The sequence below is a fragment of the bacterium genome, assembly GCA_035703895.1.
In the GTDB taxonomy this organism is placed as follows: Bacteria; Sysuimicrobiota; Sysuimicrobiia; order Sysuimicrobiales; family Segetimicrobiaceae; genus Segetimicrobium.
Window position 1 is genome coordinate 1 of the sequence record DASSXJ010000248.1, and the last position, 26,730, is coordinate 26,730.

A 26,730-nucleotide genomic window follows, 5' to 3' on the forward strand; every position below is an offset into this window, starting at 1 on the left:
TGGAGGATGGGACCCCGGCCGTCGAGTGCGATGTGCGCCGCACGCGAGACGGCCACCTAGTCGTCATCCACGATCCCACCGTGGACCGGACGACGGACGGCGGGGGCCTCGTCGGATCACTGACTCTCGACGAACTGCGCCGGCTCGACGCGGGTCGATGGTTCGGGCCTGAGTGGGCGGGTCAGCGGCTGCCGCTGTTCGACGAGGTGCTGGAGGCCGTTCGCGGGCGCGCGCTGATCAAGATCGAGATCAAGAACGATCCCGCACCCGCCGAGGGGATCGAGCGCCAGGTTGTCGATGCCGTCCGGCGTCACCAGATGGAGGAGGAGGCGTTCGTGATGTCCTTCGACCATCAGGCCGTCCTTGCTGTGCGAGGCGCGGCCCCGCGGATCGCGACCGGCGTCCTGTACGCTGCACGGCTCGTCGATCCGGTCTCGGCCGCGCGCGCGGCGGACGCCGACGCCCTCTGCGTCCAGTGGGGGTACCTCGATCAGGAGGTCGTCGCGCGGGCCCGCCGCGCCGGGCTCGGGATCTTTACGTGGACCGTCGATGATGAGGAGATGTTTCGGCGATGCCTGGACCTCGGCGTCGACGGCGTGACCTCGAACGACACGCGCCTTATCGCACGGATGGCGCGCGGGTGATGACCGCGCTTCAGCCGGAGGCACGCCCCGTGATGCCGGGGACCGCCGCGACCCCTGCCGGCGTCTGGCGTGAGCCCCGCTCCGCGGGGAGAGGCGAGTTCGTGGCGGCGCTCGGCTACCTCCTCCCGTCGCTCGTCGTTTTCGCGATGTTTGTCTTTTACCCCCTTATCAAGAACCTGCAGCTGAGCTTGTATGAGACGAGTCCTCTTGGAGGGCTGGGCCTGTTCGTCGGGGTGGCCAACTACACCCAGTTGATCCATGACCCCGCGTTCCTGAACAGCCTGCGGGTGAGCTTCCTGTTCGCCCTGTACACGGTTCCGGCCGGCATCCTGCTCGGACTGCCACTCGCCATGCTGGCGAACCGGCGGATCCGAGGGATCGTAATATTCCGGACAGCCTACTCGTTCACGATCGCCGTGAGCATTGCCGCAGCGGCGCTGATCTGGGAGTGGCTGCTCGACCCGAACGTCGGCGTCCTCAACTACCTGCTGAGCTTTCTCCACGTTCACAAAGTCGGGTGGCTCATCGACCCTCGGTTCGCCCTTCCCGCGGTGGCCGCCACGACGGTGTGGAAAGATCTGGGCTTCAACGTGGTGGTGCTGCTCGCGGCGCTCCAGGGGGTCTCGGACGAACTGATCGAGGCGGCGAGGATCGACGGCGCGGGGCGATGGGCCTCGTTCCGTAACGTGGTGGTCCCCGCGATCTCGCCCGCGCTGTTCTTCGTCGGCGTCGTCTCCACGATCAGCGTGCTCCAGTCGTTCGGCCAGGTCAACATCCTGACCCAAGGAGGTCCTGTGGACGCGACCAACGTGATCGTGTACTCGATCTACCGCAACGCGTTCTTCAACTTTAGATTTGGCCTGGCCGCGGCCCAGGCGATGCTGCTGTTCGTTCTGGTGCTGATCTTGACCGGCCTGCAGTTCACCGTGTTCGAGCGGTTCGTGACCTACCAGTGACAGCCCCGACCCCCGTCGCCCAGTCCCGGCCGGCCGCGGCGGTGCCACTCCTCCGCAAGGGCCGGCGTGACCTGCGGCGCATGGCGGCGGACCGCGGGCTCGACCTCCTGATGGTCGCCCTGGCGCTTTTCGTGCTGTTCCCGCTGCTGTACGCGCTCGGCACCAGCCTGAAGACCGCCGCCGAAGTGAACCAGTACCCTCCCACGCTCTGGCCTCATGTTTTCAACGCCGCCAACTACCCGGACGCCTTGCGGGTCGCGCCGATCGCCCGGTTCCTCCTCAACTCGTTCATTCAGTCCGGGGCGGTGACCATAGGCCAGATCGTCACGGCGGCCCTCGCCGCCTTCGCATTCAGCTTCATCGAATTCCCGGGACGGCAGGCGCTCTTCTTCCTCTTCCTCTCCACCTTGATGATCCCGGCCGAGGTCACCTTGATCCCCAACTATCTGACGGTGCGAAGCCTGGGCTGGCTCAACAGCTATCCAGCCCTCGTCGCCCCGTTCCTGGCGACCGCGTTTGGGACATTCCTCCTCCGCCAGTTTTTCCTGACCGTTCCCCGGGAGCTGTGGGATGCGGCGCGGATCGACGGGTGCTCCCGGCGCCGCTTTTTGGTGCAGATTCTCGCCCCGCTCGCGCGTCCGGCGTTCGCGACGCTGGCGATCTATGCGTTCCTCTCGACCTGGAACCAGTACCTCTGGCCCCTGCTGGTGATCAACTCACAGCAGATGCGGACGGTCCAGATCGGCCTCGCGATCCTGCAATCGCAGGAATCGGTGTCGTGGAGCCTCGTGATGGCGGGGATCGTGTTGATCGTCGCCCCCACGATCTTCTTGTTCCTGATCGGGTATCGGCACGTCGTGCGGGGTCTGACCGCCGGCGCCGTCAAAGGCTGAGCAGGGGAGCGGCCCCGCACCACAAAAGGGGATCTGTGGGGTCGGTGGCCTCACATCATAGGGAGGGGTGGCAGATGCCACGGAAGCGCATTACCAGACGTTCGTTCTTCAGGGCCGCAGGCGCAACGGCGCTCGGGATGGCCGGGGCGGGGCTGGCGCCCGCGCTGGTCAGGGCCCAGGCTCCGACCAGGATCGTGTTCTGGCACGCGATGGGTGGGAACCTCGGAGAGACGGTGGTCAAGGCGTTCGTCAACACCTTTAACAGCGCGCACAAAGACATCCAGGTCGAAGCGCAGTTCCAGGGGTCCTACGATGACCTCGTCAACAAGCTCCGGGCGTCCATTCAATCGCCGTCGGTGCCCGCGGTGGCGCAGGTGTACGATATCGGGACGCGGTTCATGATCGACAGCAAGGGGATCGTCCCGGTGCAGGAGTTCATCGATAAAGAGAAGTTCGACCTCACGCAGCTGGAGCCGAATATCCTCGCCTATTATCGGGTGGGGGACCGATTAAACTCGATGCCGTTCAACACGTCGACCGCCATCCTCTACTACAACAAGGACATGTACAAGAAGGCCGGGCTCAACCCCAATCAACCGCCGCGAACCTTTGAGGAGATCGAAGACTACGCGAAGAAGCTGGTCCAAAGCGGGGCCACCACCTCCGGGATCACCATCTCCATCTACGGATGGTTCTTCGAGCAGTTGCTGGCGCGGCAGGGCGCACTCTACGCCAACAACGGCAACGGCCGGGACAAGGCCGCGACCGAGGTCATCTACAACCAGGAGGAGGAAGGCGCCCGAATCCTGGACTGGTGGGTCCGTATGGTGAAGGCGGGGGTCGCGTCCAACCCGGGCCGCGCGTCCGTCGGGAACCCCGCAGCCCAGCGGGCGCTGGCCGGAGGGCAGACGGCGATGATCTTCGAGTCGACCGCGACGCTCCGGAGCCTGCTGACGAATGCCGGCGGCCGGTTCGAGCTCGGCACGGGGTACTTCCCCAAGCCTCCGGCGGCCAAGAACGGCGGCAGTATCGTCGGCGGGGCCTCCGTCTGGATCCTGAAGAACCGGCCCCAGGTCGAGCAGCAGGCCGCGTGGGAGTTTGTGAAGTTCATCACGGCGCCCCCGCAGCAGGCGGCGTGGTACGTCGGGACCGGCTACTTCCCCATCCGGAAAGAAGCGTACCGGGAGCAGATCGCCAAGGACAACCTCGCCAAGAATCCACAGTTCTTGACCGCGATCAGCGAGCTGCGGAACAGCCCGATCAACCGCCCGACGCAGGGCGCGCTGCTCGGCGTCTTCCCGGAAGCCAGGGCCAGGGTCGAGGAAGCCATCGAGGCCGCGGTCCTCGGCCGCAGAACCACGAAGCAGGCGCTCGACGATGCCGCAAGAAACGTGGATCAGGCGATCGCCGTCTACAACCGCACGATGGGCGTCGCCTAGTCCCGCCATCGCCGCCTTGCGCTGATGGCTAACGCGGAGGGGCCGGACGCCGGGAGGCGCCCCGGCTCGGTTGTCGCCGCGGTCGATCAGGGGGAAGCGTGACGGCGCTCCTGAACCCGTTCGCCCGCCCCGGCCGGTGGTTCCGGGGCGTGTTTCACTGTCACACCACGAACTCGGACGGCGCGCGGTCCGCGGCGGCCGTGATCGCGTGGTACGCCGAGCAGGGGTACGACTTCATCTCGATCACCGACCACAATCAACTGACGCCCGCCTCCCGCCCGCGCGGCAATCAGATGCTCCTCGTTCCCGGGACAGAGGTCGATGTCGGCCGATCGCAGTTGGGAGAGTCCTTCCACATCGTCGGGATCGGTCTTCGGACGATGATCGAGATGCCTCGTGACGTGGCCACCCGGCACGGCCTCGCCCCGCAGGAGGTCGTCAACACGCTCCGCCGGGCCGGCGCGGTGGTGTTTGTGGCCCATCCATACTGGAGCGGTCTCGTGGCCGACGACCTGCTCCGGCTGGACGGCATCGCGGGGATCGAGGTGTTCAACGCAAACACCGAGGTCGACATCGGCAAGGGGTACAGCGGGGTCCACTGGGACGATTGCCTCAGCCGCGGCAAGCTTCTCTTCGGCGCGGCCAACGACGACGCGCACTGGCGTATGCGCGACTACGGCCAGGCATGGACGCTGCTGCGGGCCGAGACCCTCACGGCGGAATCGGTCGTCGAGGGGCTTCGGAGCGGGGCGTTCTACGCCTCCACCGGGGCCGCCTTTGAGGACGTGAGCTTCAACGGCGCCGCGGTGACCGTCCGCGCCGCGCCGCCCGGCGCAGCGGAGTTTCGCTTCATCTGCGACGGGCGCTGGGGCCAGCGCGTTGTGGCCGACGCCGCTCCGCTCGAGACGGCGACCTACGCGCTCCGCGGCCGGGAGAAGTACGTGCGCGTAGAGATGACTTCCCCCTCCGGCGGGCGCGCATGGACCAATCCGCTGTTTCTCGAGCGTTAGCGTAGCAGCATGAAAGACTCTCTAGGGGGAGGGGCCGATGCGCCCAATTCTGCTTGACGCGGCCGCCAGGGCAAATCGCTACCTGGAGGAGCTCGAAAGGCGCAGCGTCGCGCCGTCCTCCGAAGCGGTCAACCGCCTTCCCGATCTCGGAGGTCCGTTCCCTCAAGACCCAACCGATCCGGAAGGGGTTCTCGCGGCCCTCGATGCCATCGGGTCCCCGGCGACGGTAGCATCGGCCGGCGGACGTTATTTCGGCTTCGTCATCGGGGGGGCGCTCCCCGCCGCGCTGGCCGCGAACTGGCTCGCGGGGGCGTGGGACCAGAACGCCGGGCTCTGGGTGTCCTCCCCCACGTGCGCTGTGTTGGAAGAGATTGCCCTTCGATGGCTCATCGACGTGCTCCATTTGCCGGAACAGTCTGGAGGCGCGTTCGTCACCGGCACCACGATGGCCAACTTCTCCGCACTCGCCGCGGCCCGGCACGCGCTTCTCGCTCGAGCTGGATGGGACGTGGAAGCCGATGGCCTGTTTGGAGCACCGCCGATCACGGTGATCGTCGGCGATGAGGTCCATGTGAGTCTGCTCAAAGCGCTCAGCCTGCTGGGCCTGGGGCGTGACCGTGTCTTGCGGGTCCCGCCGGATGCTCAGGGACGAATGCGGGCGGAGGCGCTGCCGCCGCTGACGGATCATACCATCGTCTGCGCGCAGGCGGGTAATGTGAACACCGGCGCGCTCGACCCGGTCGGGGAGATCTGTGCTGCGGCGCATGACGCGGCCGCCTGGGTGCACGTCAACGGAGCGTTCGGGTTGTGGGCGGCGGTCTCCCCCGCCCTCGCCCATCTGGTGCGAGGGGCGGAAGACGCGGATTCGTGGGCGGTGGACGCGCACAAATGGCTGAACACGCCGTACGACGGTGGGGTCGCCTTCGTTCGGGACGCCGGTCATTTGACAGCGGCGATGAGCGCGTCTGCTGCATACCTGCCACAGGACGGGCGGCGGGACCCGATGCGGTACACACCAGAAGTATCGCGGCGGGCACGGGGGGTCGAGATCTGGGCCGCGCTCCGCAGCCTCGGCCGGTCGGGCCTCGCCGACCTCATCGAGCGCACGTGCCGGTACGCCAGGCGTTTCTCCGAAGGACTCGCGAGCGCAGGTTATCCGTCCCTGAATGAGGTGGTGCTCAATCAGGTGCTCGTGTCGTTTGGCAACGATGACAACACGCGCTTGGTCATAGACGGTATCCAAGCCGATGGAACCTGTTGGTGCGGAGGAACGGTGTGGCATGGCCGGGCCGCCATGCGAATCAGCGTCTCGTCATGGGCCACAACGGAACAGGATATTGATCGGTCGCTGGCTGCCGTGCTGCGGGTCGCTGCGAGACGCAGACGGTCTTGATGGGATCGCCTAAAATGTCACCACGAACGTGACGCTCACGTTTGGAACGGGCAAGTTGGGAAGCGCCACAATCAGCGTGGAGCGCCTCAACTGCACGTTGTGCGCGTCCTCGTCTTCATCTTCTTCATCTTCCTCGTGTAAGCGGATCAGCTGAATCGTGTTCACCGGGATCAGCGCGATCCGCGCAGTCGGCTGGATTGGGACGAGAAAGAAGATGGACCTCTTGACTCTGCGTCCCTCGGAATCGTCTAGACGCTCGATCCTCCCCGCAGGGATCCGCACAGAGGGATCCATGAATGCGAGGAATGCTCCGCGGTTGTCGCGGAGGACGGCGAGAGTATAGCACCGCCCCGCCGGGACGAGCACATTCCTGATGACGAGTGCCCTCGGCGGGCAAAATGCGTGCCCTTCCTCATACTCCTTGACCTTCGTGTGCTTGTCCTTGGCATTCGCCCAGCCGGGGGACATCGTCGGGAGAGCCAGCAGAATCAGTGACACTAATGCGAGGCGTCCAATCCTCATGTCTCACTCACCTCTTACATATACAGATGCCCCGGCTGGGTTTTCTTAAGACCTTGCGCTCGATGCGGGTGGGCCGATCCTGAGATGCCGTGGGGCGCGGTGTTTCCTTAGGGGCGAAGCTCGACGTCGCGCGCCGAAATGTGTATCCCGTTCAGGCCGGATTGCGCCTGGAGCGCGTGCGGCGGCCCCTGCCACGCGTGGGGCGCCTCAAACGGGCTACCCGGCATTTTGTAGAGCAGCACGCCGCCCGCACGAATGGGCTCCGCATCGATCGCCGCAAACACCTGCGGCCAGGTGCCCGAGGCCCCCTCCGCGACGATGATCGTCCGGACATGGTGCGCGCGGAGAAACGCCCCGAGCTCCCGCTGGTCATCGGCCGTAAACCGCCGAGCATAAAACCCCTTCACCACGGGCCAGCGCTTGAATTCCTCGGGGATGATGGGGCCGAGGTATCCCTCCGCCATGCGAAAATACATCCCGGTCTGCGCCTGCCACAGCATGCTGTTGCCGACCGGACCGTAGGGGATGACGAGGGTATTCTCCCCGGGAGCGATGTACTGGGCATACAACCCCTGGGTGAACAGCGCCGGGGTGTCGAGGTTGGACTTCCAAACGGCCAGCCCAAGGTTCGGCACGAGGAAGAGCACGGCGAGCGGGACGAGCGTCCATACCGCCCACCGGGGCGTCTCCTCGGCACGCGCCCAGACAGCGGTCACGACGGCGGCCACGAGGAATGCGTATACCATGGCGCGGCCGGGGATCGCGTGATTGATGAGCGGCAATGGCGTCAGGAGGGCCCACGGCAGCGAGAGCAGCAGCCGGCCCCCGAGGCGCAGCTCCGGCCCCAGCGTTGCTACGCAGATGACGCCGAAGATGATGACCAGCAGCTTGCCGGCAGGCGTCTTCCACCGCCGGACCGCGCACCAGCAGAGGATGACCAGGAGCGGCGCACCCAGATAGGCGGTGCGTTCGTCATAACGCTGCGCAGGGATTTGGGTTCCGGTGATCGCCTCGTACCAATGCTGCCCGATGTACGTGATGGGCGTGGGAATGAGAAAGTTTTCCGGCGGGGACGAGAAGCGCGTCGGCGGATAGAGGGGTGTCGCCGGGAAGCCTTGGGCGAAGACGTAGTAGAGGTATGGGCTGAGCACCATCGCGGCCAGGGCGTACGCGCAGACGATCTGCGCCGCGGTGGCCCGAAGCCGCCTCCGTGATGCGGGCGGCACGACCGCGAGCGCGACCAGCACGGCGATGCCGCCGAACAGGGTCAACGTGGCCAGGATCTCGGTGGAGAACGAGAACTGCGCAGTGAGCGCCAGCGCCAGCAGCAGCGTGAAGGCGCGGGGCGTCAATCGCTCATCGAGGCGCAGGAGCACGAGTGCGACGCACACCGGGATCAGAAAGATCAGGATGAGGTTCAGGTGTCCCAACATGTGGCCGAGCTCATAGGTGGAGAATCCGAAGAGATACCCGCCGATGAGCGACGGCCAGAACGCCTTGGTCACGTACCGGCACAGCATGAACGCGCTTGTGGCCGCGAGGGCCGGAGCCACCAGGACCAGGAGGTTGTACGCGACGACCGGTCCGGCGGTCATCGTGATCGGAGACGCCAGCAGGCTCGCGCCCGGGACGCTGGTCACCCAGGCCAGATTGGCCCCGCTCGGCGCCCAGACGACCTTCGGAAGAAACGGGTTGAGCCCGTGCCCGAGCGCGTGGGGCCACCAGACCAGATGCCACATGAACAGCGATGGATCGTGGGGGTTCCCGGTCGCCCCGCCAATATACGAGCGAGAGAGATTGCCCAAGACCGGCAGCCCAAAGAAGACGATCGACACGGCTGTGTAGGCGGCGAGCGCGGCCAGGGCGTGAACCGTGAGATCGCGCGGGACGCGCGGCGCGGGCCAACCGTGCATCATCGTCGCCGGCCTGTCACGTCGATCGGGCCGAGGGGCGGGCGTCCCCGATGGCGCGAACGAATCCCTCGGTGATCGCCTCCGGCATCGTGATCGCCCGTCCGACGACGACCGCCCACGCGCCCGCGCGGATCGCCCGCGCGGCTTCCTCGGGTGTGCGAATCCGGCCCTCGGCCACGACGGGGATTGAGACGCGGCGGGCGAGCGTGCTCACCAGGTCGAGGTCCGGCCCGTCCATCTTCGGGCTGTAGGGAGTGTAGCCCGACATCGTCGTCGCCACGAGATCCGCGCCCGCCTCCGCCGCGTCGACCCCCTCTTGCAGCGTCGAGACGTCCGCCATCACGAGCACCCGGCATTCGCCCTGCAGGCGGGCGATCACCTCCTCGAGCCGATCTGGGGTCGAGGCGCGGTCCTGGGTCGCTTGGACCGCCACGATCTCCGCGCCGGCCTGGGCGACCGCCCGGCCGGCTTCGAACGTCGGCGTGATGTAGACCGGCGACGGTCCGCGGATCTTGTAGATCCCGATGATCGGGATCGTGACGCTCCTCCGGACGGCGGCGATATCGCCCGGGCTGTCGACCCGCACCGCGCCCGCCCCCCCGCGCTCCGCGCACTGCGCGAGCGCGGCGATCATCTTAGGGTCCCGGAGCGGGCTGCCCTCGAGGGCCTGGCATGACACGATCAGCCGGCCGCGCAGGCGGGCCACTACGGTGTGTGTCACGTTCCGCTGCGCAGTTCCCAGGTCGCGGCGAGGAGCGCCAGCCGCTCGGGCGTATGGAGAACGCCGGCCGCCGCCAGCGCGAGCAGCAACGCGCCGACGACCGGGACGAACCGCGGGGGAACGAGGACGGCGCCGGGAACGCGGGCGGTGAGGGCCGATTTCAGCGGATCGAGGATGACCCGTCCCGCTCTGAAGACGCCGCCGACCGGGGCGAGCGGCACGGTGCTATCGGGCCAAGTGAGCTGCCTCATCACGGCGGCGGCGACACCCGCGAGCCCCCGCGCGGCGTCCTCCACGAGCGCGACCGCCACCGCATCCCCGGCGGCGGCCGCATCGGTGACCGCCGGGGCGAGCGCGGCGATGGCCGGACGTGACACGAGACCCTGGTAATAGAGAAGCGGGATCTCTCCGAGGCTCTTCCCGAAACGGGTGGGGATCTGGGTCTCGAGCACGGTGGGGCGATCCGTGCCGTCGCGGGCGCGCAGCGCCGCGCGGACGCCGGCCAAGCCGAGCGCGAACCCGCTTCCTTCGTCGCCGAAGAGGTATCCCCATCCGCCGACCCGCGCTTCCCGGCCCGAAGGATCGCGGCCATAGGCCACAGAGCCGGTCCCCGCGATGACGATCACCCCCGGCCGGCACGCGAGCGCGCCGGCGAGTGCCGCCGACGCGTCGTTGTCGATCTGCATGATCCTGGTGGTGAGCAGACCCGAGACCGCGCGCTCGAACAGGCGCGCCTGTTCGGTGTTGCGGTTGATCCCCGTCATTCCGAAGTAGGCCGAGTCGAACTCCACGCGGTGGAGTCCCGCAGAGGCCTCCGCAGCGCCCAGCGCCGTTTCCACCGCGGTCCGGGCGCGCTCCTCACCTCCCGGTGCCAAGATGTGATTGCTGGGGCCCCCATCACCGGCGCCGAGGATGCGACCGTCGGCGTCACAGATCGCGCAGGCCGTGCTTGTCGCGCCCCCATCGACACCGAGGAAATACGCCATTGGCGGAAGGGGGGTTCGCGGATGGCCGCAGCCGGTCCTCCCAGTATCGTCCGGTCATACACATCGATGCGCCGGCGCGGCCGGCTTCACCAGCACACGGACGTCGGTGCGCTCCGCGAACGGCGCAAGCGTTCGGGGCAGCGTCTTCCCCATCGCGGCCGCGTTAGCCGAGTTGAGCACCACGAAGACGCGGCCGGGCGCGCACACGAAGGCCCGGAGGTCCTGCGGCCTCGCCGCCCGCTCGACGCGGTGCCCGGTGTAGAAGATCAACGATTGGGGCACGTCCGAGCCGAAGGCGATGATGCGATCATCCGGACGGAGGGCGCGCTTTATGGCCAGCGCCAAGGGTTTCATAGGCTTGCGCGCCTCCACGGCGGGGACCGCCCACGTTAGCACGCCGATCCAGATGACCGCCATGGTTGCGGCGAGCGCCACGAAGGTTCCGAACGCGCGCCCCCTCGCCGCCAGCGCCAGGGCCGTCCCGATGCCCACCGCGATCGCAGCGGCCGGCAGGCGCAGCGCATCGGCGTGCGCGCGATACGCCTCGGGGTACCTGCTGCGGAGATACCAAGCGACCGCCGTGAACAGCATCCCCATGAGGACCACGAGCAGACCGAGCGGGACCCCGATCGTTCGATCGATCCGCCTTCGCTCAATCGCGTGGACCCACAACGTCGCGACGCCGATCGCCGCGAACGGATAGACGGGCAGGATGTAGTTCGGCAGTCTCGTGGCGGCCGCGGTGTAGAAGAGGAACGTCCCCCCACACGCCAGCAGGACCAACAGGCTCCCGTCGTCCGCGCGGGCTCGGCGAAGGTGCCAGGCCGCGGCCGCGGGCCAGAACACGCTCCACGGGAATCCGCCGAAGCCGAGGGTGGGTACGTACAGCCACCACGGATTGGCCTGATTCTCCACGATCCCGAAGAACCGGCCAAACGTGTAGTAACCGAGCGCGGAGGCGGCAAACGGCCGGCCGTGCAGGATGGTTTCCACGGCGTACCAGGACAGCCCCACCATCGTGTAGAGGGCGAGTCCGGCGGTCCACGGCACCTCGCGCCACCGAGCCCAGGCCCCGCGCAGGGTGACGAACGCGGCGATGATGAGCCCCGGAAGGACGATGCCGACGAGCCCCTTGGTCAGCGTGGCCAGGCCGGCGAAGAGGAAGAAGCGGATGTAGTCGCCGGTAGATCCGCGGCGGTAGCCTTGGTAGAACGCGTAGACGGCGAGCAGCATCCACGCGACGAGCACGGTGTCGAACACCGCCAGGCGAGACTGAATAAGGTACTGGAGCGTGACGGCGAGGATGGCCGCGGCGACGAGCCCCGTCCGTTCCCCGAAGAATGCGCGCCCGAGCAGGAACGTGGCATACACCGCGATGAGGCTCGCGAGCGCCGACCAGAGCCGCACGCTGAACTCGGTGAACCCCAGGACGCGGCCGGTGGCGGCGACGAGCCACATGTAGAGCGGGGGGTGAACGTACCAGGGTTCGCCGTTCGAGTGCAGGGTGATGGGATCGCCCGTCTGGACAATTTCAGCGGCGATCTCCGCGTACCGCGTTTCGTCCTGGTCCCACAGCGACCCGGCCCCCAGCCGGTAGAGGTTGAGGAACGCGGCGAGGGCGAGGACCGCGAGCAGCCCCCAGCGTCCCGCGCTCCCGCCGGCCCGGCTCAAAGCAGAGCGCGCGCGATCGCGCCCGCGAGTTGCGGGCGGAGCGTCAGGATCTCGGTCCGGTCTCGTCCGAGGTGGATGGCATTCGTGAGCAGGACGATCGCGAGGTCGTGCTCCGGATCGATCGCGGCGGACGTGCCCGTGAACCCAGTGTGTCCAAAGGCGCTTGGCGAGAGCGACTCCCCCCACCATCCTTGGGGCCCGGTCAACGCCCATCCCAGCCCCCGCGTGTAGTCCGGGGGCTGGCCGCGGGCGGCCGTCCGGACGAGATCCGCCGGCAGCACGTCGCCGCGATCCGTCCGCCCGCGGCGGAGCCACGTGCCTGCGTACACGATCAGATCGTCGGCCGTGCCGAACAGGCCGGCATGCCCGGAGACGTCCCCCATCGCATGCGCGTTGCTGTCGTGCGCCTCGCCCCAGATGAGGTATCGCCGCCACGTGTGTCTGTGACCGGCCTCACCGGCCATCGCCTGCTCGGTTCCGGTGCCGTCCTCGGTCGGCGCGATGCGGTCGCGCAGACGGGGGTCGGGGCGATAGGTGGTGTCGTGCATCGCGAGGGGATCGAAGATTCTGGTCTTGGCGAGCACGTCGAGTGGCGCTCCGAGCGTGCGCCGCGCCACCTCGCCGAGCAGGATGAACCCCACATCGCTGTAGACCACCTGCGTGCCCGGCGCCGCCGTGGCCGGCGTGGAGGCCGCGCGCGCGACGACCGCCTCGTATCCTGAGACCTCGAGATAGAAGGGAATCCACGCCGGCAGCCCGCCGGTGTGGGAGAGCAGGTGCCTGAGGGTGATGCCCGGGGCTCGGAGCTCCGGGAGATGGGTGGTCACCGGATCGTCGAGCCGAAGGCGCCCCTCGGCCGCGGCCATGAGAACGAGCGGCGTCGTCGCGACGACCTTGGTGAGGGAGGCGAGGTCGTAGATGGTCTCGGGGGTGGCCGGCTGCCGGTCCGGGACGAGAGAGCGAAAGCCGACCGCCCACCGGATGACGATCTCGCCACCGCGGCACACTTCGAGAACGGCACCCGGATAGGCGCGGCCGACTCCGGACTCGAGCAGATCGCGTACCGGGGCGAGCGCGCGGGCGCCGTTCACTTGGTTGACTCCCGGCTGGCCGCGCCCGGGGGCCACGTGAACTTGCCGAGGATGCGGCCGTGGCGCGCACCGGTGACCCGGGGGAGGTTCCCCGAACGGCCCATCAGGCTCGCGTGTCCAATGAGCGCAAACGCGAGGGCCTCCTTGGCGTCGGAGGGAATGCCGAACTCGTCGATCGCCCGGACGCGAAGGGGGGTCACCGCGTCTGCGAGGCGCCGGATCAACGTGGGGTTGTGCACGCCTCCCCCGGAGGCGACGATCTCCTCGATCGCATGGCGCGGTAGCACAAACCGGGAGACGTTGGACGCGATCGCCTCCGCCGCAAATGCGGTTGCGGTGGCGATCAAGTCGTCGGCGGGAAGGGTTCCCCAGGCGGCGAGGAGGTCGTGGAGAAACGGGCGGCCGAATTGTTCGTGCCCCGCCGCCTTGGGCGGCGACGCGGTGACGAAGGGATGGCGCATGAGCGCAGCGAGGAGGTCCTCGCGCACCCGGCCGCGCGCGGCGCGGCTGCCGTCTCGATCGTACGCCTCGCCAAAGAAGTGGCGGACGAGGCCATCGCTCACCATGTTGGCCGGGCCGCAGTCAAAGGCGTAGACATCTTCGAACGTTGCGCCCGCCGGGAGGACGGTGAGGTTGGAGATCCCGCCGAGGTTCAGCGCGATCCGGCCGGTCCGATTGCCGAGCAGCAGTAGGTCTGCGTAAGGGACGAAGGGCGCACCGACGCCCCCGGCCGCCATATCGGCGGGGCGGAAGTCGGCGATGACCGGCCGGCCCGTCCGCTCCGCGATCACCGCCGCCTCCCCCAGTTGCATCGTCGCGGCGCGGCTGAACGAGTCGGCAGGATCGGGCGTGCCCACATGCGCGACGGTTTGTCCGTGCGAGGCGATGAGGTCCACCGTCTCGAGATCGCATCCGCCGGCGCGGGCCGCCGCGATCGCGGCGTCGGCGAAGAGCTCCCCCAAGAGGAAGTTGAGCGTGGCCGCGTCCTGCATCGTGGCGGGTTCGGTAAAGAGGTTGATCACGCGGCGCCGCACCTCGGGCGGGTACGGCGTCGTGGCCCACCCGCGCAGGGCGATCCCCGGTCGCTCGCGCCCGCGGTCGGTGATCTCGACGAGGGCTCCCGTGATGCCGTCGGCGGAGGTGCCCGAGATGAGCCCGATCACCAACGTGACGGGCTTGGCCCGGATGCGGGCGAAGGGGTCGACGCTCATCGCGGCATCACGAGGACGCGCTCAGCGCCCGCCGGACGTTTCCTCCGGCGCGGGCCAGCCGTCCCGCCGCGTCCTCCGCGGTCGTGCGCGCGGCAATCATCACGATGGCCACCGGCACGCGGCCCCCGGCGCGGCCGAGCGCTTCGGCCGCCTCCCGCTCCGGCACCCCCGCGGCGGTCGCCACGATGCGCACGGCCCTGCGGCGCAGTTTCTCGTTCGTGGCGCGAAGATCCACCATCAGGTTCCCGTACACTTTCCCCAACTGCACCATGGTCAAGGTGCTGAGCATGTTCAGCACGAGTTTTTGCGCGGTGCCCGCTTTGAGCCGGGTGCTCCCGGCGATCACCTCAGGGCCCACCACGGGGACGATGGCCAGATCGCACGCCGAGACGAGCGGGGAGCCGGCGACGCACGTCACCGCGATCGTGAACGCGCGCCGCGCTCGAGCGCGCCGCACCGCGGCCAGCACGAAGGGTGTCGCTCCGCTCGCCGCGATTCCCACGACCACATCGTCGGGGCCGATGCCGCGCGAGTCGACCTCCCGCTCGCCGGCGCGCTCATCGTCCTCGGCGCCCTCAACCGCCTCGGTCAGCGATCGCGGGGCCCCCGCGAGCACGGCTTGGACCTGACGGGGATCGGTCCCAAAGGTCGGCGGGCACTCCGCGGCATCGAGGACCGCGAGCCGGCCGCTCGTCCCAGCGCCGATGTACACGAGACGTCCCCCGCGGCGGAGCGCGTCCGAAATCCGGGCGACGGCATCGGCGATCTGCGGAATCACGGTGCCCACGGCGGTCGGGACCCGACGGTCCTCCTCGTTGATCAGCCGGGCCTGCTCGAGCAGCGGCCGGAGGTCGAGGTCCCGGGTGTGCGTATTGATCGCTTCCGTCGGGGGCTCGCGTTCGGGCATGGTTCCTCCTTTATATTCGCAGGCGCGGGTCGAGCAGGTCGCGCAATCCGTCCCCGAGGAGGTTGAACCCCAGCACGATCATGGCGATCGTCGCTCCGGGAAAGACGGCGGTCCACGGGGCGGTGGCCATGAACCGGCGGGAGTCCGCCAGCATGTTTCCCCACGAGGGGGTGGGCGGTTGCGTTCCCAACCCGAGGAAGCTCAGCGCCGATTCGGTGAGAATCGCGAGCGAGAGGCTGAGCGAGGTCTGCACGATCAGGGGGGCCGAGATGTTCGGCAGGATGTGGCGGAGGAGAACGCGGCGCGTCCTCGCGCCGAGCGCCCCGGCCGCCTCCACGTACTCTAACGTGCGCGTGGCCAGCACGCTGGCCCGGCTGATCCGGGCGAACTGCGGGGTGTAAACGACGCCGATCGCGACGATGACGGTCCAGACCGCGGTCCCAGCGGCCGCCATGATGGCGATCGCGAGTAGCACGGCCGGGAACGCGAAAATGACGTCCATCACCCGCATCAGGGTGCCGTCGATGCGGCCGCCGTAGTGGCCGCTCACGACTCCCACGCTTCCTCCCGCCGCGAGTGCCAAGACCACCGAGGCGATCGAGACGACGAGCGACACCCGCGTCCCATACAGTAGCCGGCTCAGCAGGTCCCGGCCAAACTGATCAGTTCCGAACGGGTAGGGTCCGCCCGGGGGCGCCAGCAGCGATTGCGAGGCCATGGAAAGAGGGTCGTGCGGGGCCAGTGCCGGCGCCGTGACGGCCGCGAAGAGGTAGGCGCCGACGATCACCGCGCCGGCCACCGCCACCGGGGTGCGGACGAACCGGGACGCGAAGGTCCGCCGCGGCCGCACCGCCGCCACCGGTCGGTTCACCCGTACCGCACCCTTGGGTCGACGTAGGCGTACAGGACATCGACGACGATGTTGCTCAGGACAAACAAGAGGGCGATGACGAGGACCACGCCCTGCACGACCGGGTAATCCCGCTGAGCGATGGCGTTGAGCGCCAGACGGCCCATGCCCGGGAGCGCAAAGACGTCTTCGATGACGACCGTCCCGCCGAGCAGATAGCCGGCCTGGAAACCGATCACCGTGATCACCGGAATCAACGCGTTGCGCAGCGCGTGCCGGTTGATGACCCACCGCTCCCGGAGCCCTTTGGCGCGCGCCGTGCGAACGTAGTCCTGTCCGAGGACCTCGAGGAGTGAGGAACGCACGAACCGCATGATCACCGCGGCCAGCACGACGCCGAGGGAGAACGCCGGCAGCACCATCACCGTCAGATTGGCGATGGGATTCGTGAAAAACCGGACGTAGATCCCGATCGACGCGATCGGGAGGATGCGTCCGGGCAGGAAGAGCAGCAGCATCGTGGCGAGCCAAAAGTTGGGGATGCTGAGGCCGATGAGGCCGCCCACCCGGATCGCCGCGTCGGAGGCCGTTCCCCGCCGGAGCGCGGAGAGCACGCCCACGGGGAGCGCGATCGCCAGGGAGACGAGGAGGGCGAGGACGGTGAGCTCGGCGCTCACCGGGAGCCGGGCGAGGATGTCGGGGAGCACCGGACGGCTGGTGCGGAGCGAGACCCCCAAATCTCCCCGCACCAGCTGGCCGATCCAGTCGATGTACTGGAGCGGCAACGGCTTGTTGAGGCCAAACAGCCGCCGCAACTCTTCCATCTGCGCGGACGTCAGGGCCACCTGGGTCCCCAGAAACATCTGCAGGGCGTCTCCTGGGATCAGGTGAATCAGCAGAAATACCACGATCGAGACGCCCCACAGGACGGGGAGCATGGTGAGCAGCCTGGTCGCGATAAATCCGGTCACGCGGCCGGCCGGACCGGGGGCGATGCCCCGGTCCGGCGGTGGATCATCGCTCGATCGCGGTCTGTTCGATGTAGTTGAGTGCTCCGGTCGGGATCAGGCGGAACCCCTTGACGTACGACTGCAGCACCTCGGTGTTGTAGGGAGTATATAGGAAGACGGCGGGCGCTTTTTGGACGAGCGCCTTCTGCAGTTCGTCGTAGATCGGTTTCCGCTCCGTCGCCACGACGTGCACGCGGCCGCGGTCGAGCAGCCGGTCGATCGCAGAGTCCTTGAAGAGGAAGTTGTTCACGGCCCCCGTGCTGTAGAACGTCCGGTACAGGAACCGGTCGGGATCGGGATCGCCGCCGCGGAGTTCCACCATCGTGTCAAAGTCTCGCTTGACCCATCGGTTGATGTACGTGCCCCATTCGATGTTCTCGATCGCGGGGGCGAGCCCGACGGCGCGCAGCTGATTCTGGATCACCTCGGCCACGGCCAGTCCCCCCTCGTAGGTGGGGGAGGCGACGATCTTGAACGCGGCGCCGGCGGCGCCCGCGTCCTGAAGGAGCTGCCGCGCTCTCGCCGGGTTGGGATGGTACTCGGGGAACGCCGCGACCGGCAGCGCCCAGGTCTTGGCAGGGGCCGGCACGGGTCCACTGATCTCCCCCAGCCCGAACTCCGCCGCCTTGACGATGGCGTCGCGATCGATGGCGAAGGCGATCGCATCCCTGACGCGCGCGTCGGTGAACGGCGCTCGGGTCGTGTTGAATGAGAAGATCCGAAGATTGAGGCTGGGCGCCTGCAGCACGACCAGGGCTTTATCGGCCTGCGCCTGCTTCGAGACGCTGCCGTCCGAAATCGACGCCATATCGAGGCTCCGCGTCCGGACGCCCGCGAGGAGCGAGGCCTGTTCGGGGATGATGCGATACACGACCTCGTCCACCTTGGGGAGCCCGCGCTTGAAGTACGCGGGGTTGCGGGCCAAGCGCATAAAGTTGTCGGGCACCCACTCCGCCAACGTGAACGGGCCGGTTCCGGCCTCGGTCTTCTGGAGGTCGCCCGTCGAAGACCGGAGGACGGCCGCTTTCTCGACGACTGCCGCGTTGCCGGAGGCCAGTCCCGAGAGGATGGAGGCGAGGGGGTACTTGAGGTGCACGCGCACCGTGTACCGGTCCGCCGCCGTCACCGCATCCACAGCGTCGATGTACGACCGGCCGGGCGACGCGGTCTTCGGATCGAGGATGCGTTCGATCGTGAAGGCCACGTCCTCGGACGTCATCTCCTGGCCGTCGTGGAAGCGCACGCCTTTGCGAAGATGGAAGACGTACGTCCGAGCATCCGGCGTGTCCCAGGACTCCGCGAGGTCGCCGACGACATGCAGATCGGCGTCATAGGTGACCAGCTTGTTGTACAAGAGGTCGATCCGCCGGAACGAAGAGAACGCGGTGACTTTGTTGGGGTCGAGACCCACGACCTCCTGATCGACACCCACCGTGAGGGTGACTTTGGTGGGGGCCGCCTGCGTGCCGGGTACCGCGGATGCGGCCGCAAGGCCCGCGACCACCAGCAGGGTCATCACGAGCGCGAGACTACGGATCGCGTGCATCAAACACCTCCCTGTGATTCATCCTGGATCGGGCCGAGGGTCTTGCGGTACACGACTTCGGTGATCCCACGTCGCAGATAGTCTTCGACCTCGCCGATGCGCCGGTACCCCCGGCGTTCGTAGAACCGGCGCGCGCCGGTATTCCAGGTGGACACGAGCAGAAAGACGTTCGGCCCGTGGCCGAGGATCGCCGCTTCTGCGGCGTCCATCAACCGAGCCCCCACGCCCCGGTGTTGCGCACCCGGCGCCACGGCGACCGACCGCACGTATCCGCTGTGGACGAACGTCCCCCTGACCGTGTAGACGACGAACCCCACGATCCGCCCGTCCTCCTCCGCCACGAGCCCCAGCGTCGTGCCCGCGACCACGTCCGCGAACGCCGCGCGCGCCGCGTCGATGCTGGTGATCCCGTATCGCGTCCACAGCGGGACGGCCAGCATGATCGAGGCGCAGGCGACCACGTCGGCGTCTCGCATCGGGCGGATCGTCACATCCCAGTATTCTCCGGGCCGTGCCAGCGGGCCTCCCCCGAGCGCCGCGGCGGGTCGCCTCACAACGCAGGAAGTGGTGCCTGCGGGCCGAAAAGCACGCCTCCGTGATCGTTTCCGCCGGCACCGTACTCGCCGCCGACCGCGATTTCAGCCCGGGATACGTCGTGATCGACGCCGGCCGCATCGCGCAGATCGGGTCCGGCCCGGCTCCGTCCAGCGCGCCGGGACCAACCTTCGTGTTCCCCGACGGGACCCTGGCTCCCGGGTTCATCGATCTCCAGGTGAATGGGGGCGCGGGAGTCGATTGTCTGCGGTGCGCCCCGCAGGCCTACGAGACCCTGGGGCGGTACCTCGCGGCGACGGGAGTGACCGCGTATCTCCCTACGATTGTGAGCGCGCCACTCGAAGAGATGCGCGGGGCGATCGACGTCGCGGCCGCGGCGGCCGAGCGGCGGGGTCCGTTTCCCGCAATCCTCGGCGTGCATGTGGAAGGCCCCTACCTGAATCCCCTGCGCCGTGGCGCGCACCGCGCGCAGGATCTCCGGCATCCCTCGGTGGCCGAGATCACCGAGACCCACCGCCGGGCGAATGGGGCACTGCGGATGGTTACGCTGGCTCCCGAACTCGAGGGCGCAGAAGCGGTCGTCCGCTGGCTCGTGGCGGAGCGGGTCACGGTGTCCCTCGGGCACACCGACGCGGGATACGACGAGATGATGACCGCGGCCGCGTGGGGTGCCCGCATGGTCACGCACGTCTTCAACGCGATGCGGGGGTTCCACCACCGTGAGCCCGGAGCGGCCGGAGGCGCACTCCTCGCTCCCGGGCTCACCGTGGGGGTGATCGCCGATCTCGTACACCTGCACCCGGCGGTGCTGCACGTCGTCGCGCGTGTCGCGGGATTGAGCCGCGTGGCCCTCGTGACGGACGCCATCTCCGCGGCGGGGATGGGACGGGGAACGTTCTCCCTGGGAAGTCAGGCCGTGGAGGTTCGAGACGGCGTCCCGCGGCTGGCAGACGGGACGTTCGCCGGCAGCGTGTTGGCGCTGATCCGCGGCGTCCACAACTTCAGCAGGGCGGCGTCGGTGAGCTTCCGCGATGCGGTGCAGGCCGCGAGCCTCGTGCCCGCGCGCCTGCTCGGCCTCGCGCATAAGGGACGGATTGCATCCGGCGCCGACGCCGATCTGATCGTCTTGGACAGGGAGGGAAGCCTCGTCCTGACGTTGGTGCGCGGGGAGGTCGCGTTCCGGCGGGAAGCCCCCCGTGATGCGGCTTAGCCCGGGAGCGCGAGGTTGGATCGGCGGGTGAGCCGGAGGACGAGCCGCGTCGGCGCCGCTTCGACGGGCTCCAGCGAAAGTCCATCCAGGTGTTTGACATCGAGGGTCGCAAGCGATCCCGCGGCCGTCACGTCGACGGTCGCCACCCCATTGGCGTACGTCCGCAACCGGACCGTTTCGACTCCGGCGAGCCCCGACAGCGCCCGGACGAGCTTCGTCGCTTCCCGGAACGAACCGACGCCAGACACCGAGATCTCCCCGGATGACCGCGAGGCCCGCCGGGCTCCGTCATCGACCGGGGGCGCGGTCGCAGGCCGGGCAGGCCCGTGGGGCGCGCTGACTCTCCGTTCCCGCCCGGACGCGGTCTTGTCTCGTGACCGGAGCCACGACGTATCAAGGCTCCGAAGTCCCTCGGCCAGCCGGCTGAGCGCGGGGACCAGACGATCCTCGACATCGGCCTGGAGGTGGCTCACTCGTTCGAGCATCTCTGCGTGACGCGTGATGAGGGCCGCAAGCCCCTCTGCATATCCGTCCCGCTCCGCCTCGAACTCGGCGATCTTTGCGGAGAGCTCCCCCGCGGCCGCCTGGATGCGGCCTTCCATGTCCTCAACCATCTTGCGGGCATCTGACGTGAGGCGGTCCGCAGCAGAGACGAGTGGCGCGATCTTGTCGGCCGCATCGCCTCCGATCCTGTCAACATCTTGTTGCGCGTGAGCCCGGGTGTGCTCGAGGATACGAGCGGCCATCGCGCGCGCCGCGCGGATGGTCTCGTCCGCAGCCGCGCGGGCCTCGGCGAGCGTCTCGGTTGCGGCCACCTGTGCCGTCCCGATGATCTCGTTGGTGGCAGCCCGGGTACGCTCGATCGTTTCCTCGGCGCTCGCCCTGGTGGCGCGGGTGAGCGCCGCCGCCTCACTCTCGGCGGCCTGGAGCGCCCGTGCAAGGAGGCGCTCGCGTTCCTGATGCGCCGCAATTTGATCCTGCGCCACGGCCAACTGCGCGCCCAGGGCGCTCACGTGAGCGGCCGCCTCTTCGACCGACGCGAGGAGATTCAGGCGGGCTCGGGCCCCCCGGACGAACGCCCGGAGCGCCCGGTCGAGAGCCATGAGGGCTGCCCCGGCCACACGTTTGAGGGCCCGGGATCGGGTTCGCAGAAACCGCCGAGCCAAGACGGCTGCGCGTCGCAGGGGGTGTCCGATCCTCCTCTTCCAGCTCCCAGGTCACTGCCGTAGTAGGAAAATACCCGGGGCGTCGCCGCCATAGACTGCGTGAGCGGCCCATGAAAACGCCGTCGCGTGGGCCGAGCCTGCGATGGCTGGGCCGTCCGTTTCTGAGCACATCCATTTCTCGAGTCGAGGGGCGATGTCCGATTCGACACGTTCTGAAAACCCGTACGATTGGCTGTTGTTCTTGACAATCCTTCGTATATTTGGTAATTGTTGAGAAATCTATCACGCCGACCGTCACAAAACAGGCGGGTTCTGCGGCCTCCACAATAGGCAAGCCGGACCGACTGGACCACCACACCCACGGGACAAAAGCCTGAGGGATCGGTTCTCGCACTCGAGGATCTCCCTCAGGCTTTCCTACACGCAGCCGCCATGCGATGCGGGACCCCCGCGACCACGAGGATGAGGAGGGTCGACTTCGCGCATGAACGGGCTCTATGATCCGCGGTTCGAGCACGACAGCTGCGGGGTGGGCTTTGTTGCCACGACGACCGGGCGCAGCCACACGGTGCTCGAGCGGGCTCTCGAAGCGGTTGCAAACCTGACCCATCGTGGGGCCGTCTCGGCCGATGGTAAGACCGGCGACGGTGCCGGGGTGCTCACGCAGATTCCCCATCAAGTCCTGGCTCCCGAGCTCCACCGGTTGGGCGCCCGGGTGACGCGGCACACCGATCTCGGTGTGGGCATGATCTTTCTCCCGACAGACTCTGGGATGCAGGTTCGCGCGCGGGCCGTGGTCGAGGCCGCGATCATCAGAGAAGGGCTGGTCCTCTTCGGCTGGCGGAAGGTCCCGGTGGCCCTCTCCGCGCTCGGTCAAGATGCGGGCCGCTCCCGCCCGGAGATCGAGCAGGTGCTGATCGGCCGGCCGGACCGGCTGGGCAGCGCGGAGTTCGAGCGATCGCTCTACCTCGCCCGCAAGCTGATCGAGCGGCGCTGGGCGGAGGAGGGGATCGCCGATGCCTACATCCCCTCGTTTTCGCACCAGACGATCGTGTACAAGGGAATGTTCATCGCGACCCAACTCCCGCGTTTCTATCCGGATCTTGAGGATCCGCAGTTCGAGACCGCGCTGGCCGTGTTCCATCAGCGGTACAGCACGAACACCTTTCCGAGCTGGTCCCTGGCCCAGCCGTTCCGGTTCCTGGCCCACAATGGGGAAATCAACACCCTGTGGGGGAACGTCAACTGGACCCGGGCCCGGGAGGTCGACCTCCGTGCGCCCTGCTGGCGTGAGCGGATGCGGGATCTGCTGCCCGTCATCCAGCGGGGAGGCAGCGACAGCGCGATGCTGGACAATGTCCTGGAGCTCGTGGTCCACTCCGGCCGCGACCTGCTCCATGGCATGATGATGCTCGTGCCCGAGGCATGGGAGAATATCGCCGACATGCCGGACGACGTGCGGGCGTTCTACGAGTTTCACGCGGGCCTGTCTGAGCCGTGGGACGGTCCGGCAGCCCTGGCCTTCAGCGACGGCCGGTTCGCCGCCGCCACGCTCGACCGCAACGGCCTCCGCCCGTCCCGCTACACGATCACGGACGACGGCCTCGTCATCGTCGCCAGCGAGGTGGGCGTGATCGATCTCGATCCGGCGCGGATCGTCGAGAAAGGGCGGCTCGGCCCCGGACGGATGATCGCGGTCGATACGGCCTCCGGCAGGATCCTCACGAACGAGGCGATCAAGCGCGAGCGCGCCTGGCGGCGGCCCTACGCGGCGTGGGTATCCGCGGGCCGGGTCCGGTTGGAGACGAGCGGTGTCGGCGAGATCCGAGGAGAGGGCACCGATCCCGGTGACTCCGCAAAGCGCCCCGGAGACGGTCTGCTGCGCGACCTCGTCGCGTTTGGCTACACTCAAGAGGAGGTCCGGCGGATCCTGCAGCCGATGTGGAAGGATGGGTCGGACCCGGTGTGGTCGATGGGGGACGACACGCCGCTCGCGGTGCTCTCCTCCAAGCCACGCCTCTTCTACAACTACATTAAGCAGCGGTTCGCGCAGGTCACCAACCCACCGATCGACGCGCTGCGCGAGCGCCTCGTCATGTCGCTCAGGACCCTGCTGGGGCCGCGCCCGTGCTTTCTCGAGGAGAGCCTGGAGCATGCCCGCCTCATCGAGCTCCAGAGTCCGCTGCTGACGAACGCCCAGATCAGCCACCTGCGGGATGTCCCGGGGTTCGAGGCCCGCACCCTCCCCACCGTGTTCCCGGTGGCGCAGGGGGGCGAAGGGCTTGAGCGGGCACTCGTCCGATTGTGCGATGACGCAGCCTATCATGTCGAGGAAGGCGCCGCCCTCTTGATCCTCTCCGATCGCGGGGTGGACGCGGGCCGCGCCCCCATCCCCATGGTGCTGGCCGTGGGCGCGGTGCATCAGGAGCTCATCCGGCGGGGGCTTCGGATGCGGGTCAGTCTCGTCGCGGAAACAGGGGAGGCGCGGGATGTTCACCATCTCGCCACCTTGATCGGCTACGGGGCCGGCGCCGTCAATCCGTATCTCGTGTACGAGGTGATCGCAGAGGAAGCCGCGCGGGCGGGGGCCGAGCCGACCGACGCGCTCGTCACGTACCGCAAGACGATCGAGTCCGGGCTCCTGAAAGTCATGTCGAAGATGGGCATCTCGACCATCAGCAGCTATCACGGCGCCCAGATCTTCGAGGCGGTCGGGGTGGACCACGCGCTCGTTGAATTCGCGCTGACAGGGACGCCCTCGCGTCTTGGCGGGATCGGCCTCGGTGAGATCGCGGATGACCTGCTGGAGCGCCACCGGAAGGCGTTCGGCGATCCCCCGCCCGGATCGTTGGGAGATCCCGGGTTGTTCCGGTTTCGGAAGGACGGGGAGTATCACGCGTTCCATCCCAACGTGGTGCGGAGTCTCCATCGCTTGGCCCTCAGTGGGAGTCGCGACGACTATCTGGCGTACGCGTGGGAGGTGACGCACCGGCCGCCGACCGCGATCCGTGACCTGTTGGAGTTCGGGACGGGGAGCCCGATCGCGGTTGAGGAAGTGGAGCCGGCTGAGGCGATCGTCACGCGATTCGTCGTGTCGTCGATGTCGCACGGCTCCCTGAGCAAGGAGGCCCACGAGACCCTGGCGATCGCGATGAACCGTCTCGGCGCCAAGAGCAGCAGCGGCGAAGGGGGGGAGGATCCCCGGCGCTTCAAGCCGGCCCCCAACGGAGATTGGGCGAACTGCGCGGTCAAGCAGGTGGCCTCCGGTCGCTTCGGCGTGACCACCGAATACTTGGTGGCCGCCCAGGAGCTCGAGATCAAGATGGCGCAGGGCAGCAAGCCCGGCGAAGGCGGCCAGATCCCGGGCACGAAGGTGACCGAAGAGATCGCGCAGATCCGGCGGGCGCAACCCGGGATCGCGCTCATCTCACCCCCGCCTCACCACGATATCTACAGCATCGAAGATCTCGCGCAGTTGATCTACGATCTCAAGCAGGGGAACCCCAGGGCGCGGGTGTCCGTCAAGCTCGTCAGCGAGGCCGGCGTCGGGACCGTCGCGGCGGGGGTCGCCAAGGCCTACGCCGATACGGTGCATATCGCGGGCTGTGACGGCGGCACCGGCGCCTCGCCGTTGGACTCGATCAAGAACGCCGGCGTGCCGTGGGAATTGGGCCTGGCCGAGACCCAGCAGACCCTGGTGTCCAACAACCTCCGGGGCCGCGTGCGGGTGCGCGTCGACGGCGGCATGAAGACCGCGCGAGACGTCGTCATCGGGGCGATGCTGGGCGCCGAGGAGTTCGGGTTCGGGACCGCCGCGGTCGTGGCCCTGGGGTGTGTGATGGCCCGCCAGTGCCACCTCAACAGCTGTCCCGTGGGGATCGCGACCCAGCGGCACGACCTTCGGGCGAAGTTTCCCGGGACCCCAGAGCGCGTCGTGTATTTCTTCCTCGCGATCGCAGATGACGTCCGCCGTCTTCTGGCGTCGCTCGGCTTCAGAGCGCTCGCTGAAGTCGTCGGTCGCGCCGACCTCCTTCGCGTGCGTGCGGATCTTCCGGTCCCCCGGGCCAAGCGGCTCGTGCTCGATGCCATCCTGGCCGACCCCGATCCTTCCGGCACGCGCGCCCGGCGCCATGTGTTCGAGCGCAATGACCGTCCGGGGGAGCCCTACGACGACCGCATCCTCGTGGAGATTGGCGAAGACCTCGTCGCAGGCCGGCCGGTGGACCGCGCCTTTCCGATCCGGAACGTCGACAGGACCGTGGGGGCCCGCATCGCAGGCGCGATCGCCAGGAAGTGCGGAAACGCCGGGCTTCCTGATGGAACGATCACGCTCCGCTTTGCGGGCAGCGCCGGTCAGTCCTTTGGCGCCTGGTGCGTCGGCGGGATGCGGCTCCACCTCGTCGGAGAGACCAACGATTACGCGGGGAAGGGGATGACGGGCGGGGAGATCGTGATCACGCCGCCGGAACCGCTGGTGTGGACCTCGTACCGACACGTCATCGCGGGCAATACGGTGCTCTACGGCGCAACGGGCGGCCGGTTCTTCGCCGCGGGGAGGGCGGGGGAGCGGTTCGCGGTTCGGAACAGCGGCGCCGTGGCCGTGGTCGAAGGCGTCGGCGATCACGGGTGCGAGTACATGACGGGCGGGACCGTGGTGGTGCTCGGAGAGACCGGCCGCAACTTTGGAGCCGGCATGACCGGAGGCACCGCCTACGTCCTCGACGAATCGGAGGGATTCGAACGCCGGTTCAACCCGACCCTCGTGACGCTTCACCCGGTCGACGATCCCGCCGACGCCGCGCGTCTGCGCGATCTCGTGACCGCGCACGTGGAGACGACGGGAAGCACCAGGGCACGCGAGATCCTCGAGGACTGGGATCGGTGGATTCCATTGTTCCGGAAGGTCGTGCCGCGCGCCGCACCGGCGAGCGCCTCCACGGACGCACCGAAGGACCGCAGCGAGCGCCGCTAGCGAGGCGGCGACCAGGTCGCCTGCCCTCCGCACGGAGGGTCCTCAGGAGGATCCTCTGAAGGAG

General features: G+C 68.2%; 21 protein-coding genes. 8 read left to right on the forward strand and 13 right to left on the reverse strand.

The features are described 5' to 3' along the window. The 6 genes from VFP86_16470 to VFP86_16495 all read left to right on the forward strand — a co-directional run. Window positions 1-644, forward strand: a 644-nt coding sequence (locus VFP86_16470; GenBank protein HET9001234.1) for a glycerophosphodiester phosphodiesterase family protein, incomplete at its 5' end; no start/stop codon positions are given. Continuing rightward, window positions 644-1,600, forward strand: a complete 957-nt coding sequence (locus tag VFP86_16475; GenBank protein HET9001235.1) for a sugar ABC transporter permease — start codon at window positions 644-646, stop codon at window positions 1,598-1,600. The genes VFP86_16470 and VFP86_16475, both read left to right, overlap by 1 nt. Next, window positions 1,597-2,493 (forward strand): carbohydrate ABC transporter permease, encoded by an 897-nt coding sequence (locus VFP86_16480; protein HET9001236.1) that lies wholly within the window; start codon window positions 1,597-1,599, stop codon window positions 2,491-2,493. Before VFP86_16475 ends, VFP86_16480 begins: the two co-directional genes overlap by 4 nt. Before the next feature lie 74 nt (window positions 2,494-2,567). Then, on the forward strand, window positions 2,568-3,932 hold the full coding sequence (locus VFP86_16485; GenBank protein ID HET9001237.1) for an ABC transporter substrate-binding protein: 1,365 nt from the start codon (window positions 2,568-2,570) through the stop codon (window positions 3,930-3,932). A gap of 98 nt (window positions 3,933-4,030) precedes the next feature. Next, a complete protein-coding gene (locus VFP86_16490; protein HET9001238.1) occupies window positions 4,031-4,942 on the forward strand; it encodes a CehA/McbA family metallohydrolase in 912 nt (303 codons plus the stop codon). Window positions 4,943-4,979: 37 nt separating this feature from the next. Beyond that, a complete protein-coding gene (locus VFP86_16495) occupies window positions 4,980-6,335 on the forward strand; it encodes a pyridoxal-dependent decarboxylase (GenBank protein ID HET9001239.1) in 1,356 nt (451 codons plus the stop codon). A 9-nt stretch (window positions 6,336-6,344) separates the two neighbouring features. Here the strand turns inward: VFP86_16495 and VFP86_16500 are convergent, their stop codons facing one another. The 12 genes from VFP86_16500 to VFP86_16555 form a co-directional block, all read right to left on the reverse strand. Next, a complete protein-coding gene (locus tag VFP86_16500) occupies window positions 6,345-6,833 on the reverse strand; it encodes a hypothetical protein (GenBank protein HET9001240.1) in 489 nt (162 codons plus the stop codon). A 131-nt stretch (window positions 6,834-6,964) separates the two neighbouring features. Next, on the reverse strand, window positions 6,965-8,773 hold the full coding sequence (locus VFP86_16505) for a hypothetical protein (protein ID HET9001241.1): 1,809 nt from the start codon (window positions 8,771-8,773) through the stop codon (window positions 6,965-6,967). Window positions 8,774-8,786: 13 nt separating this feature from the next. Next, a complete protein-coding gene (locus VFP86_16510; protein HET9001242.1) occupies window positions 8,787-9,491 on the reverse strand; it encodes an N-acetylmannosamine-6-phosphate 2-epimerase in 705 nt (234 codons plus the stop codon). Further along, the gene (locus VFP86_16515; protein HET9001243.1) at window positions 9,488-10,477 is read right to left on the reverse strand and encodes a BadF/BadG/BcrA/BcrD ATPase family protein; all 990 of its coding nucleotides are present in this window, start codon (window positions 10,475-10,477) and stop codon (window positions 9,488-9,490) included. The genes VFP86_16510 and VFP86_16515 overlap by 4 nt, the downstream gene beginning before the upstream one ends. Before the next feature lie 54 nt (window positions 10,478-10,531). After that, window positions 10,532-12,148, reverse strand: coding sequence for a glycosyltransferase family 39 protein (locus VFP86_16520; protein HET9001244.1), 1,617 nt, complete (start codon window positions 12,146-12,148; stop codon window positions 10,532-10,534). Continuing rightward, window positions 12,145-13,239 (reverse strand): serine hydrolase domain-containing protein, encoded by a 1,095-nt coding sequence (locus VFP86_16525; GenBank protein ID HET9001245.1) that lies wholly within the window; start codon window positions 13,237-13,239, stop codon window positions 12,145-12,147. The genes VFP86_16520 and VFP86_16525 overlap by 4 nt, the downstream gene beginning before the upstream one ends. Beyond that, window positions 13,236-14,450: an anhydro-N-acetylmuramic acid kinase gene (locus VFP86_16530; GenBank protein HET9001246.1), complete on the reverse strand. Its 1,215-nt coding sequence runs from the start codon at window positions 14,448-14,450 to the stop codon at window positions 13,236-13,238. The genes VFP86_16525 and VFP86_16530 overlap by 4 nt, the downstream gene beginning before the upstream one ends. Window positions 14,451-14,457: 7 nt before the next feature. After that, window positions 14,458-15,357, reverse strand: a complete 900-nt coding sequence (gene murQ / locus VFP86_16535; GenBank protein HET9001247.1) for an N-acetylmuramic acid 6-phosphate etherase — start codon at window positions 15,355-15,357, stop codon at window positions 14,458-14,460. 10 nt (window positions 15,358-15,367) lie between these two features. Next, window positions 15,368-16,228 (reverse strand): ABC transporter permease, encoded by an 861-nt coding sequence (locus tag VFP86_16540; GenBank protein HET9001248.1) that lies wholly within the window; start codon window positions 16,226-16,228, stop codon window positions 15,368-15,370. Beyond that, window positions 16,225-17,178, reverse strand: a complete 954-nt coding sequence (locus tag VFP86_16545) for an ABC transporter permease (protein HET9001249.1) — start codon at window positions 17,176-17,178, stop codon at window positions 16,225-16,227. Before VFP86_16545 ends, VFP86_16540 begins: the two co-directional genes overlap by 4 nt. Before the next feature lie 43 nt (window positions 17,179-17,221). After that, window positions 17,222-18,763, reverse strand: coding sequence for an ABC transporter substrate-binding protein (locus VFP86_16550; protein ID HET9001250.1), 1,542 nt, complete (start codon window positions 18,761-18,763; stop codon window positions 17,222-17,224). Continuing rightward, window positions 18,763-19,239 (reverse strand): GNAT family N-acetyltransferase, encoded by a 477-nt coding sequence (locus VFP86_16555; GenBank protein HET9001251.1) that lies wholly within the window; start codon window positions 19,237-19,239, stop codon window positions 18,763-18,765. Before VFP86_16555 ends, VFP86_16550 begins: the two co-directional genes overlap by 1 nt. A 119-nt stretch (window positions 19,240-19,358) precedes the next feature. Between VFP86_16555 and nagA the strand changes: the two genes are divergently transcribed. Then, window positions 19,359-20,528 carry an N-acetylglucosamine-6-phosphate deacetylase gene (gene nagA, locus VFP86_16560; protein ID HET9001252.1) on the forward strand — a complete coding sequence of 390 codons (1,170 nt, stop codon included), beginning with the start codon at window positions 19,359-19,361 and terminating at the stop codon, window positions 20,526-20,528. On the opposite strand, the gene VFP86_16565 is transcribed toward nagA, so the two are convergent. Further along, on the reverse strand, window positions 20,525-21,631 hold the full coding sequence (locus tag VFP86_16565) for a hypothetical protein (GenBank protein HET9001253.1): 1,107 nt from the start codon (window positions 21,629-21,631) through the stop codon (window positions 20,525-20,527). The genes nagA and VFP86_16565 overlap by 4 nt on opposite strands. Window positions 21,632-22,178: 547 nt before the next feature. Here VFP86_16565 and gltB point away from each other — a divergent pair. After that, entirely contained in the window at window positions 22,179-26,666 is a 4,488-nt protein-coding gene (gene gltB, locus VFP86_16570) for a glutamate synthase large subunit (GenBank protein HET9001254.1), read from the forward strand. Window positions 26,667-26,730 lie beyond the last annotated feature (64 nt).

What these genes read in the sequence shown, in the direction of transcription:
- VFP86_16475 (HET9001235.1), top strand. Translation starts at nt 644, where the DNA reads ATGACCGCGCTTCAGCCGGAGGCACGCCCCGTGATGCCGGGGACCGCC.
- VFP86_16485 (HET9001237.1), top strand. Translation starts at nt 2,568, where the DNA reads ATGCCACGGAAGCGCATTACCAGACGTTCGTTCTTCAGGGCCGCAGGC.
- VFP86_16495 (HET9001239.1), top strand. Translation starts at nt 4,980, where the DNA reads ATGCGCCCAATTCTGCTTGACGCGGCCGCCAGGGCAAATCGCTACCTG.
- VFP86_16505 (HET9001241.1), bottom strand. Translation starts at nt 8,773, where the DNA reads ATGATGCACGGTTGGCCCGCGCCGCGCGTCCCGCGCGATCTCACGGTT.
- VFP86_16515 (HET9001243.1), bottom strand. Translation starts at nt 10,477, where the DNA reads ATGGCGTATTTCCTCGGTGTCGATGGGGGCGCGACAAGCACGGCCTGC.
- VFP86_16530 (HET9001246.1), bottom strand. Translation starts at nt 14,450, where the DNA reads ATGAGCGTCGACCCCTTCGCCCGCATCCGGGCCAAGCCCGTCACGTTG.
- murQ (HET9001247.1), bottom strand. Translation starts at nt 15,357, where the DNA reads ATGCCCGAACGCGAGCCCCCGACGGAAGCGATCAATACGCACACCCGG.
- VFP86_16550 (HET9001250.1), bottom strand. Translation starts at nt 18,763, where the DNA reads ATGCACGCGATCCGTAGTCTCGCGCTCGTGATGACCCTGCTGGTGGTC.
- VFP86_16555 (HET9001251.1), bottom strand. Translation starts at nt 19,239, where the DNA reads ATGCGAGACGCCGACGTGGTCGCCTGCGCCTCGATCATGCTGGCCGTC.
- VFP86_16565 (HET9001253.1), bottom strand. Translation starts at nt 21,631, where the DNA reads ATGGCTCTCGACCGGGCGCTCCGGGCGTTCGTCCGGGGGGCCCGAGCC.
- gltB (HET9001254.1), top strand. Translation starts at nt 22,179, where the DNA reads ATGAACGGGCTCTATGATCCGCGGTTCGAGCACGACAGCTGCGGGGTG.